The sequence below is a fragment of the Oceanobacillus caeni genome, assembly GCF_019037185.1.
Lineage (GTDB): Bacteria > Bacillota > Bacilli > Bacillales > Amphibacillaceae > Oceanobacillus > Oceanobacillus caeni.
The window spans coordinates 12,681-30,034 of sequence record NZ_JAHHXM010000001.1; the positions used below are offsets into that span (position 1 = coordinate 12,681).

Consider the following 17,354-nt stretch of genomic DNA (forward strand, 5'->3'; position numbering starts at 1 on the left):
TATATCGGAAAATTTTCTTCATATATGAAGCCATTTTCATATTATTTCTTATGTAAGTTAATATTGTCCAAATAAAATGGGCTATTTATTTTTTATTTTGCATATACTCTTTTATGAAATCGCTATCAGTCCAAAAAGGAGGAGTGTATAACGATGAAAGCTTTAACATCGTTCTTTGATCGAATGGTTCAGCGTTATTTACCAGATGCCTTTCTTTTTGCTATCATTTTAACTTTTGTCGTGTTTATTCTAGGTATTATCTTTACGGATAGTGGACCGGTCCAAATGGTAGAACACTGGGGAACAGGTTTTTGGGATTTGCTTGCTTTTGCAATGCAGATGTCTTTAGTTGTTGTAACTGGTTATATTTTAGCTAGTACACCCATTGTGAAGAAACTATTAACGAAACTTAGTTCTCTAGCAAAAACACCTCCACAAGCAGTCTTTTTAGTTACGTTTGTTGCCATTATTGCTTGTTTAATCAACTATGGATTTGGACTTGTTGTTGGAGCACTTTTTGCCATTCACGTTGCGAGACGTGTTCCTGCTGTTGATTACCGCATTCTAATCGCAAGTGCTTACAGCGGGATGTTAGTATGGCATGGCGGTTTTTCTGGATCCATTCCACTTACAATAGCAACTCCCGGCCACTTTTTAGAAGATAAAATACAATTAATCCCCGTTGCAGAAACCATATTTAGTCCCTTCAATATTTTCGTTGTGATCACAATGTTAATTACCTTACCTATTTTTAATCGATTTCTTTTAAAAAGTTCTAACATAGGTGCTCAAACAAAGTTTTCTAATTTAAACATACCTGAGGAAGATGAAAAAGAAGATGACTTCGTTCCCGATACACCAGCCGAAAAATTAGAAAATAGCCAACTCGTATCCCTCGTTATCGGAATGATGGGATTGGTATTTATTTTTTATCATTTTGTATGGAATGAGCTTGACCTAAACATTAATATTGTGAATTTTACATTCTTATTTTTAGGAATTCTTTTCCACCGTACTCCGAAAAGATTCCTTGATACTGTTACAGAAGGTATTAAAAATGCTGGTGGAATCATTATTCAATTTCCGTTTTATGCGGGGATTATGGGAATGATGATTGGTTCCGGACTCTCTCATATGATTTCTAATTGGTTTGTTAGCTTTTCATCAGACTATACTTTACCATTCTTTACCTTTATTAGTGCCGGTATTGTCAACTTCTTTATTCCCTCTGGTGGTGGACAATGGGCAGTACAAGGTCCAATTATGATAGATGCAGCAATTCTGCTTAATGCTGATATTGCGAAGACAGCGATGGCTGTGGCTTGGGGAGATGCGTGGACCAATATGATTCAGCCGTTCTGGGCATTACCTGTACTTGCCATTGCCGGTTTGAAAGTTCGTGATATTATGGGATTTTGTGTCATGATTCTATTATTTAGCTTTATTCCTATCGCATTGGGATTGTTGATATTTTAGAAAAAGAATAAGAGATTCTCGAGCCAAATTCGGCTCGGGATCCTTTATACTATTTCACCGACCAATTCACAAAATTCTTCCGCTAAGCGTTGACATTCCATAATTTCTTCCCCCTCAGGATCCATATCTACTTTCACCTTATGAGCAATCATCGTTGCTCCAACCTCTTCAAATTGTTCATACATGATGTCCACAGCTCCACAAAAATGATCATAAAACTGATCCCCTGAGCCGAACACCCCACAAACTTTTCCAGTTAAATCTAGATCGGATACACCATCATAGAAATCCTCAACTTCAAATGGTAATTCACCATCCGTCCATGTATATACCCCCATTAAAATGGCGTCATATTCTAAGATATCTTTTGCTTTTATTGGATCTTCATCAAATACTTTTACATCAAATTCTATATTCTTTTCCTTCAAGGAATCGATAATAATTCTAGCTATCATTTCCGTATTTCCACTTACGCTAGCGTAAAGAACTAAAATATCACTCATTAGTGTCTCCTCCTTAGATTTAGTTTAATTGATAATGATTATCAATATCAAGATATAACGTAAATAATTTTTAACAAATTGATGACTCTTTTAATAATAAAGAAGACTTCCAACAATGGGAGATTTCCTTCATCCCCCATTGATGTTTAGTCGCACTTCTCGGACCTTTACAGGCACTAAGACTCCCACCTACCTTCTTTGTTTCCCTAGAAGCTTGAGGAGGGATAAAAAAAAGGAAGCTCCATAGGCCTCCTTAAACTAAGTATACACGCGCTTCATATGGTCTTAATTCCAATGGCTTCAAATCATGATGATAATTACTTAAGAGTAATTTCTTCTTTTTTGATTTTAAAGAAGCCGGTAAGTTAAACGTTGCATTATTTGCAAAAAGATTAGTCAACACCAAAACTTGTTCTTCTTCCAATTTTCTAGTGTAGGCAAATATTTCGTTATGATTTTCTAAAATTAAATCATAGCTACCATAAATAAGCGCTTGATATTTCTTTCTAATCTCAATTAACTTTTTGTAATAATGATAAATAGAGTTCTCATCCCTCAATGCCAATTCTACATTAATTTCCTTATAATTCGGATTCACTTTTAACCATGGCCTTCCAGTTGTAAAACCTGCATTCTTCTCCGCATTCCATTGCATTGGAGTTCTAGAATTATCACGAACAGTTTTCCATATAATTTCCATAATTTCTTGGTCAGACATACCTTCTTTACGTTTATTTCGATATAAGTTCTTTGCTTCCACGTCATTATAATCATCAATAGAAGGGAATTGAACGTTCGTCATCCCTATTTCTTGCCCTTGATATATAAATGGGGTACCCTGCATAAGAAAATACATCGTGGCAAGACTCTTAGCGGACATCTCACGGTATATCCCGTCATTTCCCCATGTCGATACAGCTCGTGGCTGATCATGATTTTCTAAGAATAATGCATTCCAACCAATACCATCAAGTCCTTCTTGCCATTTACTTAATATCTTTTTTAATTTATGAATTTCAATGCCGGTATTCGTATCTTTACCCCAAAGATCCAAATGTTCAAACTGAAAGATCATATTAAAAATCCCTTTTTTCTCTCCGACCCATTCCTCTGCTTCCTCCGCTTGAACTCCGTTTGCTTCTCCAACCGTCATAATGTCATATTTATCAAACGTATTTTTCTTCAATTCCTGTAGAAAATCCAAAATCCCATCTTGATTCATATGCGCAGAATAGGAAGGTACATATTTTAACCTTTTCGGATTTGGTAGGTCAGGTAATCCTGGTTTTTTCTTAATATGCGTGATGGCATCTACTCGGAATCCATCAATTCCTTTTTCAAACCACCAATTGACCATGTTATATAAGTCTTTTCTTACCCTTTCGTTTTCCCAATTAAGATCTGGTTGCTTACTTGAAAATAGATGCAAGAAATATTCATTCGTCTTTTCATCATATTTCCAAGCGGATCCTCCAAAAATCGACTCCCAATTATTTGGTTCCTTTCCTTTTTTTCCCGGTCTCCAAATATAATAATCACGAAACGAATTTTCCTTTGATTTTCTAGATTCCACAAACCATGGATGTTCATCGGAGGTATGATTAATAACTAAATCCATAATTAGTTTCATATCGCGTTTATGGGTTTCTTTCAATAATTCATCGAAGTCTTCCATTGTACCGAATTCATCCATAATCTCTTGGTAATCACTTATATCATATCCATTATCAGCATTTGGCGATTTGTAAATGGGACTTACCCAAATGACGTCGATACCAAGATTTTTCACATAATCTAGTTTAGAAATGATTCCTTGTATATCACCAATTCCATCGCCATTAGAATCCATGAAGCTTCGTGGGTAGATTTGATAAGCTACTGCCTCTTTCCACCATTTCCTGTTCATAACAATCCTCCTTATTAACAAGTCATTCTTGTTTTAGATTCGAACTAGATAAAGAAGACATCCACTAGTAGGGTTTACCTTCATCCCCCACTGATGGTTAGTCGCACTTATCGGACCTTTACGGGCAGTTTGATCTCCACCTACCTTCTTTGTTTCCCTAGAAGCTTGGAATGGGAGTCTTACTGCCCGTTTAGGTGGGATAAATTTACATACTGTCGATAAAAAGCTGAGAATGATAAAAAGGTTATCAAAGCACCTGTAAAGAAAGGAATTAAAAATGTTAGTTTATAGATACTTATTACTAAGAGAAGAGAATTACTCAACAATATGATAATGGTCAAAATTGGACTACCAATCGTAATAATCAATGACTTTTTTAAAAGTCCAGCTAAACTTAAGTGGAAATGGGCATTCAAGGAAAATATATTAATTGTATAGACGTATAGAAGTAATCCTAAAAACCCAACCATAAACATTAATACAACACTTTCCTTACTAAAATAATAAAAATCGAAACCCCAGATACCCCATACAACTGTTAAGATTATTCCTGTCTTCATACTCTTTTTATAATTTTCTTTATAATACTTAATATATGATTGAATGAGTCCTTTATCATCGTCCTTTATCAACCAGTCACGAACTGTTGAAAACATACTTTGAGTTGCTGGAAAAAGTAAAAAGGGTATCAAGATAATAAGAATTGGGAGTAGGATAATGATATCTTCTTTGCTATTTGCATAAAGTATACTCACAACAATATAAATAATTGGTAATTGAAAGAGAAGCCACAGTAAATTTATAATGGAAAAACGCATCACCCACATACTTATAGCGTAAACTCCTCTCATAACCCCTGAATATTTCAAATGTAACTCCTCCTTTCCTCCCAATTATTTTTAATAAATACGTATAGATACCTAATTAATGTTTCATGCCCACCACATTTCTACAGGAGGTTCTTCGATATTTATAGATTTTAAATTTTTTACTGCTTGTTTGAACCCTTCGTTTATTGACATAATAGGATCCTCATGTTCAATACTAATTACATAATCATATCCATAGGTTCTTAATGCGCTCACAATGTTGGTCCATTCTTGCAAACTATGACCATACCCAACAGAACGAAAAGTCCATGCCCTTGACTGTACGTCAGAATAAGGTTGCATATCCGTTAAGCCATACATGTTTACATTGTCTTGATCGATATACGTATCCTTAGCGTGGAAATGATGAATGGCATTTTCTTTTCCTAATATTTTAATCGCTCCAACGGGATCAATGCCTTGCCACCATAAATGACTTGGGTCAAGATTGGCACCAATAGCATCATTGGTTGCTTCCCTTAGTTTAAGTAAAGTATATGGTGTATGTACAAGAAAACCTGCATGTAATTCAAGTCCTATTTTAACACCATGATCCCTCGCTAATTGCGCTTGTTCTTTCCAGTATGGTATTAATCTTTTTTCCCACTGCCAATTTAGAATATCGGAGTATTCTGTAGGCCATGGAGTTACAGGCCAATTCGGGTATTTTGAATTTTCATTTGAACCTGGGACACCAGAGAATGTATTCACAACAGGAACACCCATTAGTTCAGCTAATCTTATTGTTTTAACGAACGTTTCATGTGATTCTTCCGCATGTTGCCTATTAGGCGAGATAGGATTATCGTGACAGCTGAATGCACTAATCGTAAGTCCTCGTGATTGAATTTTTTCTAGGTATTCCTTTCGTTTATCTTCACTAGCTAGTAGTGCATCAAGGTCACAAAAATTATTACCCGGATTTCCACCCGTTCCTATTTCTACCGCATTTAGTCCTGCATTTTTCACATAATCGAGCATTTCCTCGAAAGTCTTACCAGCAAATAGAACCGAAAATACACCTAATTTCATACCTATTCCCTCCATTAATTTTCTTTTTTATTAAAATCGTACGCTCTTTCCTGATTGACTACTCTCATAGATTGCGTCAATAATCTTTGTTACTTTTAAAGATTCTTCTGGTTTTACAATTAAGTCCGATTCACCAAGACAGCTTTCTATAAAATTTGCAGCCTGTAAAAGACCTGATTTTTCCTTTTCTATATTTGCAGTTGTTGTCATGTATGTTCCATATTTAGGTGTATAGAATTCATAAGGAAATACATTTATTCCCGCTTCTGATCCCGAAATACTTAAATGCGTAGTATCTTCTTTAATATTTGCCGCCCAAGAACATTCAAACAACATAGTACTTCCATTTGTAAAGGTTATGTATGCGGATACGTGATCATCCACATCAAAAGATTCATAGTCAAAAGTACCCCAATCATTGATTTGATTTGGTGTTTTACTAAGGCGATTATACATTTTACCAATTACTTCTACTGGCTCTATTTCCCCTAACAGCCATAGGGACAAATCGAGTAAATGACAACCGTAGTCAATTAAACTACCTCCACCTTGTAGTTCCTTGTTAGTAAAAACCCCCCATCCCGGTACTTTTCTTCTTCTTAATGCTTGTACTCTTGTTACAAGTGGATCACCAATTTCATGAATAGCTTGTTTAGCAAGTTGTCCTTCCGGCATAAATCGGTAATGATATCCAACTGCTAATTGTCTTCTAGTTCTCTTTGCGGCTTCAATCATTTTTTCGCATTCAAAAGTATTCATCCCCATCGGCTTTTCACATAAAACATGGCAACCAGCTTCTAAAGCTGCGATTGTTATTTCCGCATGAAATTTATTTGGGGTACAGATCGTAACAGCATCAACTACTTTGAATAGATCATGATAATCCTGATAGACATTAGGGATATCATATTTTCTTGCTATCTCATTAGCACGCTCTATATTCACATCTTGAACAGCAAATATAGTTACTTTATCTTTTAATGAAAGGTAGGCGGGAATATGCCGTGAGACAGCAATTCCTCCCGCTCCAATAATTCCCATCTTTAATTTATTCATTTCATTCACTTCTCTAATTTGTAAATAGTTTTTGTATTCACTGATTCTATTGCTGCTAGAATAATGTCTAATGATTTCATTCCTTCTACCCCATCAATTAATGGTTCCTTATCTTTTACAATGGAATCAATAAAATGATCAATCACATGGGACTTTGATTGCCCACCGTCTTCATTTGATTGTATTCCATCAAGTTCATATCTAACCGTATCCCCATTCTTATATTGCACGATTAACGAATATCTCGGATCATCTTCTAAACGTAAAATAGCCTTTTCTGCATAGATCACTGTTGAATTATCTTCTGCAGCCGTATAAGCCCAACTTGCGGCAAGGGTTCCAATAATACCGGTATCTGTTTTTAAAATAAATACAGCATTATCATCAACATCCGCATTTTCTTTTGCACTAGTTTCAACAAACGCACCGACTTCTCTAATCTCATCGCTTAATAAATAACGAATTAGATCTGCCTTATGTACACCCAAATCACCCATAGCACCGATAAATGCTTGGTCTTTCTTGAAGAACCAACTTCCCTTTCCTTCAGCGCTCCAACTTTCAGGTCCAGCGTGTCCAAAAGCGGTACGGAAACTATAAATTTTCCCAATTTCACCACTTTCAATAATTGCCTTTGCTTTTTGATGAGAGGATACGAATCGTTGATTATGTCCAATCATTAGTTTTTTATTATTTCGTTGCGCCGCATCAATCATGTCTTCTGCTTCAGATCTAGAGGTTGCCATTGGCTTCTCGCATAAGACATGACACCCCGAGTCTAGTGCCTTTATCGATACAGGAGCATGTAAATAGTTTGGTAAGCATACACTTACCGCATCTACCTCTTCTAATTCAAGTAATTGTTCATAATTTGTATACGGCTTAGCATTATACTTTTTCGGAGCTTCCTTAACCCTTTCTTCTACAATGTCACAAACAGCTACAATTTCTACATTAGGATTTTCATCATACTCTGGTAGATGACGATTCTGTGCAATGCTTCCAGTTCCTATAACAGCAATACGTACTTTTCCCATTATCTCATCCCCTATTTATCTAAGTTTTCTATTGGTTTATGATTTCCATAAACATGTGTCGGTGTATTTTTATTTTTAGCCCATCTCACACCATTTTTTATAACTTGTTTAATATCTTCGTTATGATAGGTTGGATAAGTCTCATGTCCAGGCCTAAAATAAAATATCTTTCCTCTTCCACGTTTAAAGGTTGCACCACTTCGAAATACTTCCCCACCCTCGAACCAACTTATAAAAATTAATTCATCCGGTGTAGGAATATCAAAATGCTCTCCATACATTTCTTCTTTTTCAAGTTCTATATATTCCCCAATACCTTCTGTAATCGGATGAGTCGGATCAACAACCCATAGACGTTCTCTTTCATCCGCTTCACGCCACTTTAAGTCGCAGCCTGTGCCCATTAACTTCTTAAATACTTTAGAGAAGTGCCCAGAGTGTAATACAACTAAGCCCATTCCATCTAAAACACGTTGCTTCACTTTTTCAGCTATATCATCTTTTACTTCTTCATGCGCTTTGTGCCCCCACCATACAAGAACATCAGTTTCTTGTAGCAATTCATCTGTTAAACCATGTTCCGGTTCATCAAGTGTTACGGTTTTTACATTCATCCCATCCTCCCGTAAAAATGTGGCTAATGTTTCATGGATTCCTTCTGGATATACTTCTTTTACAGCAGGGTTTTCTTTCTCATGTCTATATTCATTCCAAACTACTACATTCATTTTTAAGTCTCCTCTCCTAAATAAAGGCAAACGTTTGCATTTATATCTAAAAAATATATATTCTATAACTTTGATACAGATTCTCTTTCTACGATAATAGCCGGTATGATCACACTTTTTCTAAACATTTCTGGATTTTTTATTAGTTCAATCACACTTTTTGCCGCCTCGAATCCCAATTGATAGGTTTGAATATCTATCGATGTTAAAGGTGGAGTAGATAATTTGGAAATAATAGTATTATTAAATGTAATGATACTCATTTCATTTGGTATTTTTATTTCTTTCTTACGTAATGCAGTAATAACCATTAAAGTATGGACATCAGACGAAGAGATGATTGCTGTTGGTCTATCTTTCGTTTCTAATAAAGCGCTTATCTTTTTCTCGGCAATCTCATCCACTTTCATAGGGAATGTCAAATAATGTTTATCAGGAATTTTTAATTCATGCTTTCTTGCCGCAATATCAAATCCGCTCATTCTATCTTGCACAACCTGATACTCTGGATCATCACCGATAAAACAAATTCTCTTATGTCCACAATTAATTAAATACTCGGTTGCATCCGTTCCTGCTTGAACATTATCATTATCCACATACATAATTCGATTTTGTTCTTTTGTTGGCTTTCCTATAACAACAAATGGAATTCCAGATTCAAGTAAATATGGAACAACTGGATCATCTTTTTTTGAATATATCACTATAATTCCATCTACACGTTTACCCATTACCAACTTTTTTACTTCATCAAAAATAGCCTCTTCAGAATTACCTGTAGTAAGTAAGATACTGTATTCTTTTTCATTACATTCCGCACTAATTCCTCTTAACAATTCTGGAAAGAAAGGATTCTCCAAGGTTTGACTTGCCGAGTGTTTCATTACAATACCAATAGTTTGTGTTGACTTTTGAACCAATACTCTTGCATTTAAATTAATATGATAGCCCATTTCCTCCATCACTTTTCTTACCCTTTTTTTCGTCTTTTCACTAATTTTATTGCTATCTGATATTACACGGGACACAGTTGATGGAGATACATTAGCCTGTTTTGCTACATCTTTTATTGTAACTGACATTAAAATCTCATTCCTTCATTAATTACTATTTATCCATTATATACTAACATTTCCTTTGCATCGCATAAATATAGTTTATTTTACCGCACCGTCAGTTACCCCTTTAATAATTTGCTTTTGAGCGAAGAAGTAAACAATAATTATTGGTATAATAGCTAACGTTAATCCTGCAAGCGCTAAATGCCATTGTTTCGTATATTGCCCAAAGAAAAAGAACATATTTAGCGGAATTGTTGCATTTTCTGCACTCAGTACAAGTGATGGAAGCAAATAGTCATTCCAAATCCAGATAATGTTCAAAATCATAACCGTTACAGAAATTGGTTTTAACATTGGAAAAATAATTTTCCAAAATATCTGCCATTTGTTTGCGCCATCAATTGTTGCTGCCTCATCCAACGAAGCGGGTATACTTGCCATTGCTCCGTGATATAAAAAAATGGAAAGACTACATCCAAATCCTAAATACATAAAAATTAGACCACCAGGATTAAGCATATCCACTTTACCAAAGAGCGATATAAGCGGAATCATTACAGATTGGAATGGTATTAACATTGCTGCAACGAAAACCATAAATAAGCCATTACTTATTTTACTTTTATTTCGAGCCAACGCATATCCAGCCATAGACGAAAATAATATGATTATAGTAACACTGACCAGAGATATAAATAAGGAATTCATGAATGCATTTACAAAATCTAAGTCAATAAATGCTTGCTTAAAGTTTACAAATGTCCATTCCTCAGGTAAACCTAATACATTAGAAAATATACCTTTTTTTGTTTTAAAAGAATTCACAACCATTAAATAGAACGGGGATAACCATAATAAAGCAAGAAGAATACCAATGGTTCCAATAACCAATTTATTTCTCCTTTTCTTCTTCATTATAAATCAACCTCCCGTTTCTTATTGTAGTAAACCTGTGTTAATGCAACTACAGCGACAAGAATAAAGAATATAACAGCCTTGGCCTGTGCATATGCCATATCATACTCCTTAAACGCCGAGTTATAAATATTCATAGCTACCATTTCTGTTGATCGAAATGGTCCACCATTTGTTAGCGCAAGGTTTTGATCATAAAGTTTAAATGCATTAGATAATGTCAAAAACAAACTAATTGTAAATGCCGGTGCTACTAGTGGAAATTTAACATTCCAGAATCGTTTAAAGCTATTAGCTCCATCCATTTCAGCAGCTTCTAATAACTCCTCTGGAACACTTTCCAAATATGCAATATAGATAATCATAATATATCCTGCGTATTGCCAAACATTTAGGATGACCATTCCCCAGAAACCTGTTTCTGAAGTAGATAACCAACCACTTAATGCTTCAATTCCTAACGCATTACCAAATGCATCAAATGCACTAATGAAGATAAATTGCCAAATAAATCCTAAAATTAACCCTCCTATCAAGTTAGGCATGAAAAATACTGTTCTTAAGATATTACTTGATTTTATCTTTTGTGTAACCAGCAAGGCTAAACCCAATCCAATTATATTTACTAAAATGATAGAGGCAACAGCAAATTTAATCGTAAACCAAATTGAACTTAAGAATGCTTCATCCTGTAATAATTCCGCATAATTTGCAAGTCCCATAAATTCTGTCGCTTTTAAACCGTTCCAATCAGTGAAAGAATAGAAAAAACCATAAATAAATGGTACAAAAACAACGAGTGCTAATGAAAGTAACGTTGGTGTAAGAAATAGCCAAAATGATACACTTCTATTTTTCATTTATAACAACTCCATTCGAAAATCAAAAACTTTGAAAGATGGCAACCAACAATAATGGAATTCTTATTTTGTTGGTTGCACATATTACATTACTTTCTATCTTTTTCCCATTCTTCTTTGGCTTGTTCTAGTACACCGTTCCAATCCATATCGCCACTAAGATAGCGTTGGAAATAAACTCCTATAACATCCTCATTCCAACCAACAGGGGTTCCAAGGAATGTCCAACCAATCGTTTTTCCTTGTTCCGCATAGCTATATACTGCTTTTGATAGGGGATCAGCAATTTGCTCTGTATCATAACCTTCATATGCAGGGATAAACTTAAATTCATTTAGCACCATTTCTTTACCTTCATCTGAGGTATACATCCAATCCAAGAAGTCCTTTGCAGCTTGTATCTCCTCATCACTACTATTGTTATTTACAACCCAGTATTGAGGTACACCAACAGGCAAATGACCTTCTAGACCTTCCACGGGCATTGGAATCATGCCAATATTGTTTTTGGCAAATTCACTATCCATTTGTTCAATTGTAGGATATACCCAATTCCCTTGCTGAATTATTGCAACCTTCCCTAAAGAAAATAATTGTTCCACTTGTTGTGAATAGTCTAGACTTAATACCGGTTGAACAGAGTACTCACTTTGTAAGTCAAGCATTCTCTTCATTTGATCACCATACTCAAAATCGACTGTTTTTGCTTCATATGCCTTTGTGACATCGTTATCAAATTCTGGTGCAATATACGTATTTGCTAAGTGGTTACCCATTACCCATAATTCTTTTGCAGGAAAAGCAAATACTGCATCAATCCCTAAGTCATCTTTTTTACTATCTAATGTTTTAATAGCACTTTCAAGATCGTCAAAGGTTGTTAATTCATCCGGATTAATTCCCGCTTTTTCAAAAATCTCCTTGTTGTAAATCAGTCCATATCCTTCTTGGGCATAAGGAAGACCTAGAATTTTGTCCCCTTCTGTTACACCATTAAGCGTTCCTTCTAAAGCGGCTTTTGCTGCCGCTGTATCTGATAAATCTGTTAAATAATCATGATATTCTTCTACTTCTGTTGGACCACCAACGTTGAAAATATCCGGTTCATTTCCGGATGAAAACTGTGATTTTACTGCTGATGCATAACTATTTCCTCCGCCAACCGTTTGAACATTGATTACTACATCAGGATTTTCTTCTTGATATTTTGCTATAAGGTTTTCAAATTGTTCTTTGAACTCAACCTTATACTGGAAGACATCTAAAGTAACTTTACCTGAACCACCATTACCTTCTGATGCAGTTTTGTCATCTGAAGAACTGCAACCGGCAATAACAATTACTGTTAAAAAAGTAACGATTAAAAAGATTTTTGATAAAAACTTCCTTTCTCCCATTTCCTCACTCCTTATTTTTTTCTTTCTCATCCTTGATAACGGTTTCATTATTTTAACAAAAAATAGTTTTATAGATTTCTTTTCTAGTAATTTGTTAAAATACTCTTGTTATCGAAAGATGGGGAAAACGTTTGCATGATTATATTAACACACTATATCTATATTAGGCAAGAGTATTTCATTTATTTATATGTCATTACTACCTATTTTCTACTAACATCTCTATTACATTGCGAACGTTTATTATGTTATACTGCTTAAATTCCGCTAGAAAAAATTTTACATTCATTATAAAGAAGTGGGGGACTCTCATCTACTACTGAGTCGGCACTTATCCCCCATCCTCTTTGTTCCCCAGAAGCTTGAGGTAGGCGTCTTACCGACCGTTTAGATGGGATAAAAAAAAGACCAAAATCCTATTTCGGCCTTAATATCACTTAAATTATGGTTTAACAACTTTTAACTTCGCTTTAAACACAATTCGATTATTTTTCTCGTTGATACCTTCGACATAAACCTGATTATCATGTAATGTAACATCTTTCTTTAATAAAATACTTTCACCAGGCAGTGCTTCATGGATAAAATTCACTTCAATTGACATTACATCGTATTTTTTATGATCATTTATATCAAAACAGTCCATAATGTAATCAATGTATTTAGAATTATTCAAATGTCCATTAAAATCAACATCACTATAACCTATTGTTTTTGTATAGACGGTTTCCACTTGCTCATTATGTTTTAATTTGCTAAAAGTGTCCTTCATTGCCCTATCTACTTTAGGAGTTGGAAATGAGAATGGAATAGATTTTGACCTTTTTAATTTCCTTTCCTTCAAATCTATTATCACCCAAGACGAAATAGCCCTTATAATACTTTTCCCGTCTTGATCCCGTACAATGTAATCACGATCAAAGTTTAATTTTCCGGGTTCTAATGGCCACGTTTCTATTATTATTTCTTCTCCCCAGCTAGGTAAACGATCTACATCCACACGAATTTTCGTTAAAACCCAAGCAAGACCATTCCCTTTTTGTAACGTATCAATTCCAAGTCCTAAGTCTGATGCGGCTAGACTCGCAATTTCTTGAAAATAACTAAATAACGCACTCCATTTTAGCTCTTTTTTAAAATCAACATCGCGTAGATCAATATGATATTTACTCGTAAATAATGATTCAGACATTCTAAGTACTCCTTATACTAAATTGTAAGTTTAATTCTATCACAAAATGCAATTCCAATTAATAAAGACACCCCTTAGGGGTGTCTTTATTCAAGCAACAAAAATAAAATATAAAATAAATAACAAACTAAGTACGTACATTATCGGGTGAATCTCTTTGGAACGTTTTTGAGCAATTAACGCCAATGGATAAAGTACAAAACCAAATGCTAGTCCCATCGCAACACTTGAAGTAAGAGGCATCATAATAATCGTCATAAAGGATGGGATAACGACTTCTAATTTACTCCAATTAATATTCTTAATTCCCATTGCCATTAATGCCCCGACAATGATTAACGCAGGAGCCGTTACCTCTGTTGTAATGACAGAAAGTATTGGAGAAAAGAATAAAGCAACTGTAAAGCATAGTGCAATGATTACCGATGTAAACCCTGTTCTTCCACCAACCGCAATCCCGGCCGATGATTCCACACTTGTTGCCGGTGTAGAAGTTCCTAAAATTGCTCCGACCGCTCCTGCAGAAGAATCAGCTAACAATGCACTCCCGATTCGAGGGATTTCGTTATTTTTCATTATCCCCGCTTGGCTAGTTAAGGCAATTAATGCTCCTGCTGTGTCAAAAAATGCCACAAATAAAAAAGTAAAAATAACTGCTAACACGTCCGGTGTAAAAACTTCATGTAAATTTTCAAACACTACACCAAATGTTGGCTCAAGACTAGGGATGGATCCAATAATGGAAGTCGGCATCTTTACTAAACCAAAAATGATACCAATGATTGTAGTGATAACCATCCCATAAAAAATCGCCCCATTGACATTTCGAACCATCATCACGATAGTTAATACAAGACCTACAACAGCAAGTGCGGTCGTGGGGGTAGTTAAATTTCCTATTGTAACAAAGGTATCTGGATTTCCTACAATTATTCCGGAATTTTTCAATCCAATAAACGCGATGAAAAATCCAATTCCTGCAGCTATGGCATGTTTTAAATCTTCAGGAATCGCATTAATAATTTTTTCCCGGATTTTCAATAAACTTAAAATCATAAAAATAATACCTGCAATAAATACACCAGTTAAAGCTACCGGCCACTCTATTCCCATCCCAATACAAACGGAAAATGTAAAAAAGGAATTCAATCCCATACTCGGTGCAATGGCAATCGGATAGTTGGCAAGCAATCCGATCAGTAAGGTTCCAATAATAGCAGTTAGAGCAGTTGCAGTAAATACAGCTCCCCTATCCATTCCTGCTTGACTTAAAATGAGCGGATTTACCACTAAAATATAAGCGACTGAGAGAAAGGTCGTTATTCCTGCTAGTGTTTCCTGTTTATAAGAAGTTTTTCTTTCTGTAAACTGAAAGAAGTTTTTCATGATGACGATCTCCTATTCTGGTGAATTGACCTTGAATAGCTCATACATTTAACTTTCCACAGCCATTGCTTTTTATGACATTATTAAAAAGCAAAAAAACTTTGACCACAGCATGCCAAAGTTTTATCTAGAAATGAAAAAATATACATATTTTCACTCCTTGTAGACAGGCTATTTAAAGGTAGCTGGTAGAAACGTTCAAGCCATATTCTTGAACTTATACAAGGCGATAACTATTATTTTATATAACAGATGAAATGATAACAAGATTATGCCATTACGTCAATTGGGAAAGCTCATTAAAATTTCATTTGAATCCTTATTTCTAATGAGGTTCATTGACTTTATACCCAAAAAAAGCAAACTCACAAAAGAGTTTGCTTTTTCAACTAACTTGTTACGATTTTTATCCTTTTAACCTTATATTTATCCATTTCATCAATGATAAATTTATATCCATCGTGTACGATAGAACTACCTACTGTAGCTTCCATATTTTTTGAAAACACCCATCCTCCAATTGTTTCTACTTCTTCATTTGGAAGATTGATGCCCAGTAGTTTGTTCAAATCTACCAATTTTAATTTACCAGAAACTACTTTTATTTTTTCATTTACTTCTTCAATCTCTGGTAATTCATCCTTATCAAACTCGTCACGGATATCTCCTACGATTTCTTCTAATATATCTTCTACCGTTACAATTCCCGACGTACCTCCGTATTCATCATGTACAATAGCCATATGAATCCGTTCTTTTTGCATTTTTGAAAGAAGTTGTCTAATAGGAGTTACCTCAGGTACATGAATGATGGGGCGAATTAAATTCTCTATTGATACGGATCGATTACCTTCTAAATGACTTGTAAAAACTTCTTTTATATTAACAAGACCAATGATACTATCCTTTTCTCCGTCTGCCACTGGATATCTAGTGTATTGGGATTCTAGAATAATATCAATGTTATCTGTTAAATTGTCTTCCTTGTAAAAGCAAACCACTTCATTTCGTGGTACCATAATCTCTCTTACAAGCGTTTCATCGAAGTCAAATATATTATTTACATAGGTCATTTCAGATAAATTGATTTCCCCATTTTTATAACTATCCGTCACAATCATTCGAACCTCTTCTTCCGAATGTGCTACATCGTGTTCTTTTACCGGTTTAAACCCTAAAAGTTGAACAAGCAACCTTGCCGATCCGTTTAATAACCAAATAAACGGATACATTATTTTATGAAAAAGAATAAGAGGTCTTGCAAATAACAATGTTACAGATTCCGCCTTTTGTATGGCGATAGTCTTTGGAGCTAATTCCCCGATAACGACGTGTAAAAATGTAACAAGAAGAAAAGAAATTAGAAAAGATATGAAAGTAGCGACTGTTCCATTAATACTTAGCCCATTAAATACCGGTTTTAATAAGCGTGTAACGGTTGGTTCACCTAGCCAACCTAACCCAAGTGCTGTTACCGTAATACCTAACTGACAGGCTGATAAATAATCGTCCAGATTATCAATTAATTTCTTTGCATAAACCGCACTTTTATTTCCCTTAGCTACCAACTGATTAATTCTAGTCGTTCGTACTTTCACAATAGCGAATTCGGTTGCTACAAAGAATGCTGTTAGCAATATCAATATAGCAACCAAAAACAAGTTAACAATATCGTCCAATTAGTATCCTTGCATCACAAGATACAAGGATTTTCACCTCCGTGATATTCCATTTTTAATATCTGGCATAATCGATTGTGATTCAAAACATAAGGTAAAACAAATGTTAATGAATCACAGTTGAAACAATTAAACTGATTTACCTTCCCATATGAATCACCTACCTTATTAGTTATATTATATTTATTTGAGGTGTAATTGTCTACATTCTACGCCCATAAACTTCACCTAACTTTCTTTAATTAACGTAAAAA

The 17,354-nt window shown here is 34.8% G+C and carries 15 protein-coding genes and 1 riboswitch; of the genes, 1 reads left to right on the plus strand and 14 read right to left on the minus strand.

Annotated elements, in window-relative coordinates; translation table 11 throughout:
• The first annotated feature begins 153 nt into the window (after nucleotides 1-153).
• Nucleotides 154-1,476: a short-chain fatty acid transporter gene (locus KM885_RS00060; protein WP_047184779.1), complete on the plus strand. Its 1,323-nt coding sequence runs from the start codon at nucleotides 154-156 to the stop codon at nucleotides 1,474-1,476.
• Nucleotides 1,477-1,520: 44 nt separating this feature from the next.
• Here the strand turns inward: KM885_RS00060 and KM885_RS00065 are convergent, their stop codons facing one another.
• The 14 genes from KM885_RS00065 to KM885_RS00130 form a co-directional block, all read right to left on the minus strand.
• On the minus strand, nucleotides 1,521-1,979 hold the full coding sequence (locus KM885_RS00065) for a flavodoxin (protein ID WP_047184780.1): 459 nt from the start codon (nucleotides 1,977-1,979) through the stop codon (nucleotides 1,521-1,523).
• A 253-nt stretch (nucleotides 1,980-2,232) separates the two neighbouring features.
• Nucleotides 2,233-3,885 carry a glycoside hydrolase family 13 protein gene (locus tag KM885_RS00070; protein ID WP_216883369.1) on the minus strand — a complete coding sequence of 551 codons (1,653 nt, stop codon included), beginning with the start codon at nucleotides 3,883-3,885 and terminating at the stop codon, nucleotides 2,233-2,235.
• Between the two features lie 179 nt (nucleotides 3,886-4,064).
• The gene (locus KM885_RS00075) at nucleotides 4,065-4,754 is read right to left on the minus strand and encodes a YesL family protein (protein ID WP_204797650.1); all 690 of its coding nucleotides are present in this window, start codon (nucleotides 4,752-4,754) and stop codon (nucleotides 4,065-4,067) included.
• Between the two features lie 63 nt (nucleotides 4,755-4,817).
• Nucleotides 4,818-5,786, minus strand: coding sequence for a sugar phosphate isomerase/epimerase family protein (locus tag KM885_RS00080; RefSeq protein ID WP_204797651.1), 969 nt, complete (start codon nucleotides 5,784-5,786; stop codon nucleotides 4,818-4,820).
• Between the two features lie 30 nt (nucleotides 5,787-5,816).
• The gene (locus KM885_RS00085) at nucleotides 5,817-6,842 is read right to left on the minus strand and encodes a Gfo/Idh/MocA family protein (RefSeq protein ID WP_047184783.1); all 1,026 of its coding nucleotides are present in this window, start codon (nucleotides 6,840-6,842) and stop codon (nucleotides 5,817-5,819) included.
• A gap of 5 nt (nucleotides 6,843-6,847) precedes the next feature.
• Nucleotides 6,848-7,879 carry a Gfo/Idh/MocA family protein gene (locus KM885_RS00090; protein WP_216883370.1) on the minus strand — a complete coding sequence of 344 codons (1,032 nt, stop codon included), beginning with the start codon at nucleotides 7,877-7,879 and terminating at the stop codon, nucleotides 6,848-6,850.
• Nucleotides 7,880-7,890: 11 nt separating this feature from the next.
• A complete protein-coding gene (locus tag KM885_RS00095) occupies nucleotides 7,891-8,607 on the minus strand; it encodes a ThuA domain-containing protein (RefSeq protein ID WP_047184785.1) in 717 nt (238 codons plus the stop codon).
• A 62-nt stretch (nucleotides 8,608-8,669) separates the two neighbouring features.
• Nucleotides 8,670-9,692, minus strand: a complete 1,023-nt coding sequence (locus tag KM885_RS00100) for a LacI family DNA-binding transcriptional regulator (RefSeq protein WP_047184786.1) — start codon at nucleotides 9,690-9,692, stop codon at nucleotides 8,670-8,672.
• Nucleotides 9,693-9,767: 75 nt separating this feature from the next.
• Nucleotides 9,768-10,586 (minus strand): carbohydrate ABC transporter permease, encoded by an 819-nt coding sequence (locus KM885_RS00105; RefSeq protein ID WP_047184787.1) that lies wholly within the window; start codon nucleotides 10,584-10,586, stop codon nucleotides 9,768-9,770.
• A complete protein-coding gene (locus tag KM885_RS00110; protein ID WP_145523902.1) occupies nucleotides 10,586-11,446 on the minus strand; it encodes a carbohydrate ABC transporter permease in 861 nt (286 codons plus the stop codon). The genes KM885_RS00105 and KM885_RS00110 overlap by 1 nt, the downstream gene beginning before the upstream one ends.
• A gap of 89 nt (nucleotides 11,447-11,535) precedes the next feature.
• Nucleotides 11,536-12,843, minus strand: a complete 1,308-nt coding sequence (locus tag KM885_RS00115) for an ABC transporter substrate-binding protein (protein ID WP_060668003.1) — start codon at nucleotides 12,841-12,843, stop codon at nucleotides 11,536-11,538.
• Between the two features lie 442 nt (nucleotides 12,844-13,285).
• The gene (locus KM885_RS00120; RefSeq protein WP_047184790.1) at nucleotides 13,286-14,035 is read right to left on the minus strand and encodes an acyl-[acyl-carrier-protein] thioesterase; all 750 of its coding nucleotides are present in this window, start codon (nucleotides 14,033-14,035) and stop codon (nucleotides 13,286-13,288) included.
• A gap of 90 nt (nucleotides 14,036-14,125) precedes the next feature.
• A complete protein-coding gene (locus tag KM885_RS00125) occupies nucleotides 14,126-15,421 on the minus strand; it encodes an NCS2 family permease (protein ID WP_060668002.1) in 1,296 nt (431 codons plus the stop codon).
• A gap of 143 nt (nucleotides 15,422-15,564) precedes the next feature.
• Nucleotides 15,565-15,666, minus strand: a riboswitch (purine riboswitch).
• A gap of 144 nt (nucleotides 15,667-15,810) precedes the next feature.
• Nucleotides 15,811-17,100, minus strand: a complete 1,290-nt coding sequence (locus KM885_RS00130; protein ID WP_240473213.1) for a hemolysin family protein — start codon at nucleotides 17,098-17,100, stop codon at nucleotides 15,811-15,813.
• Nucleotides 17,101-17,354: the final 254 nt, after the last annotated feature.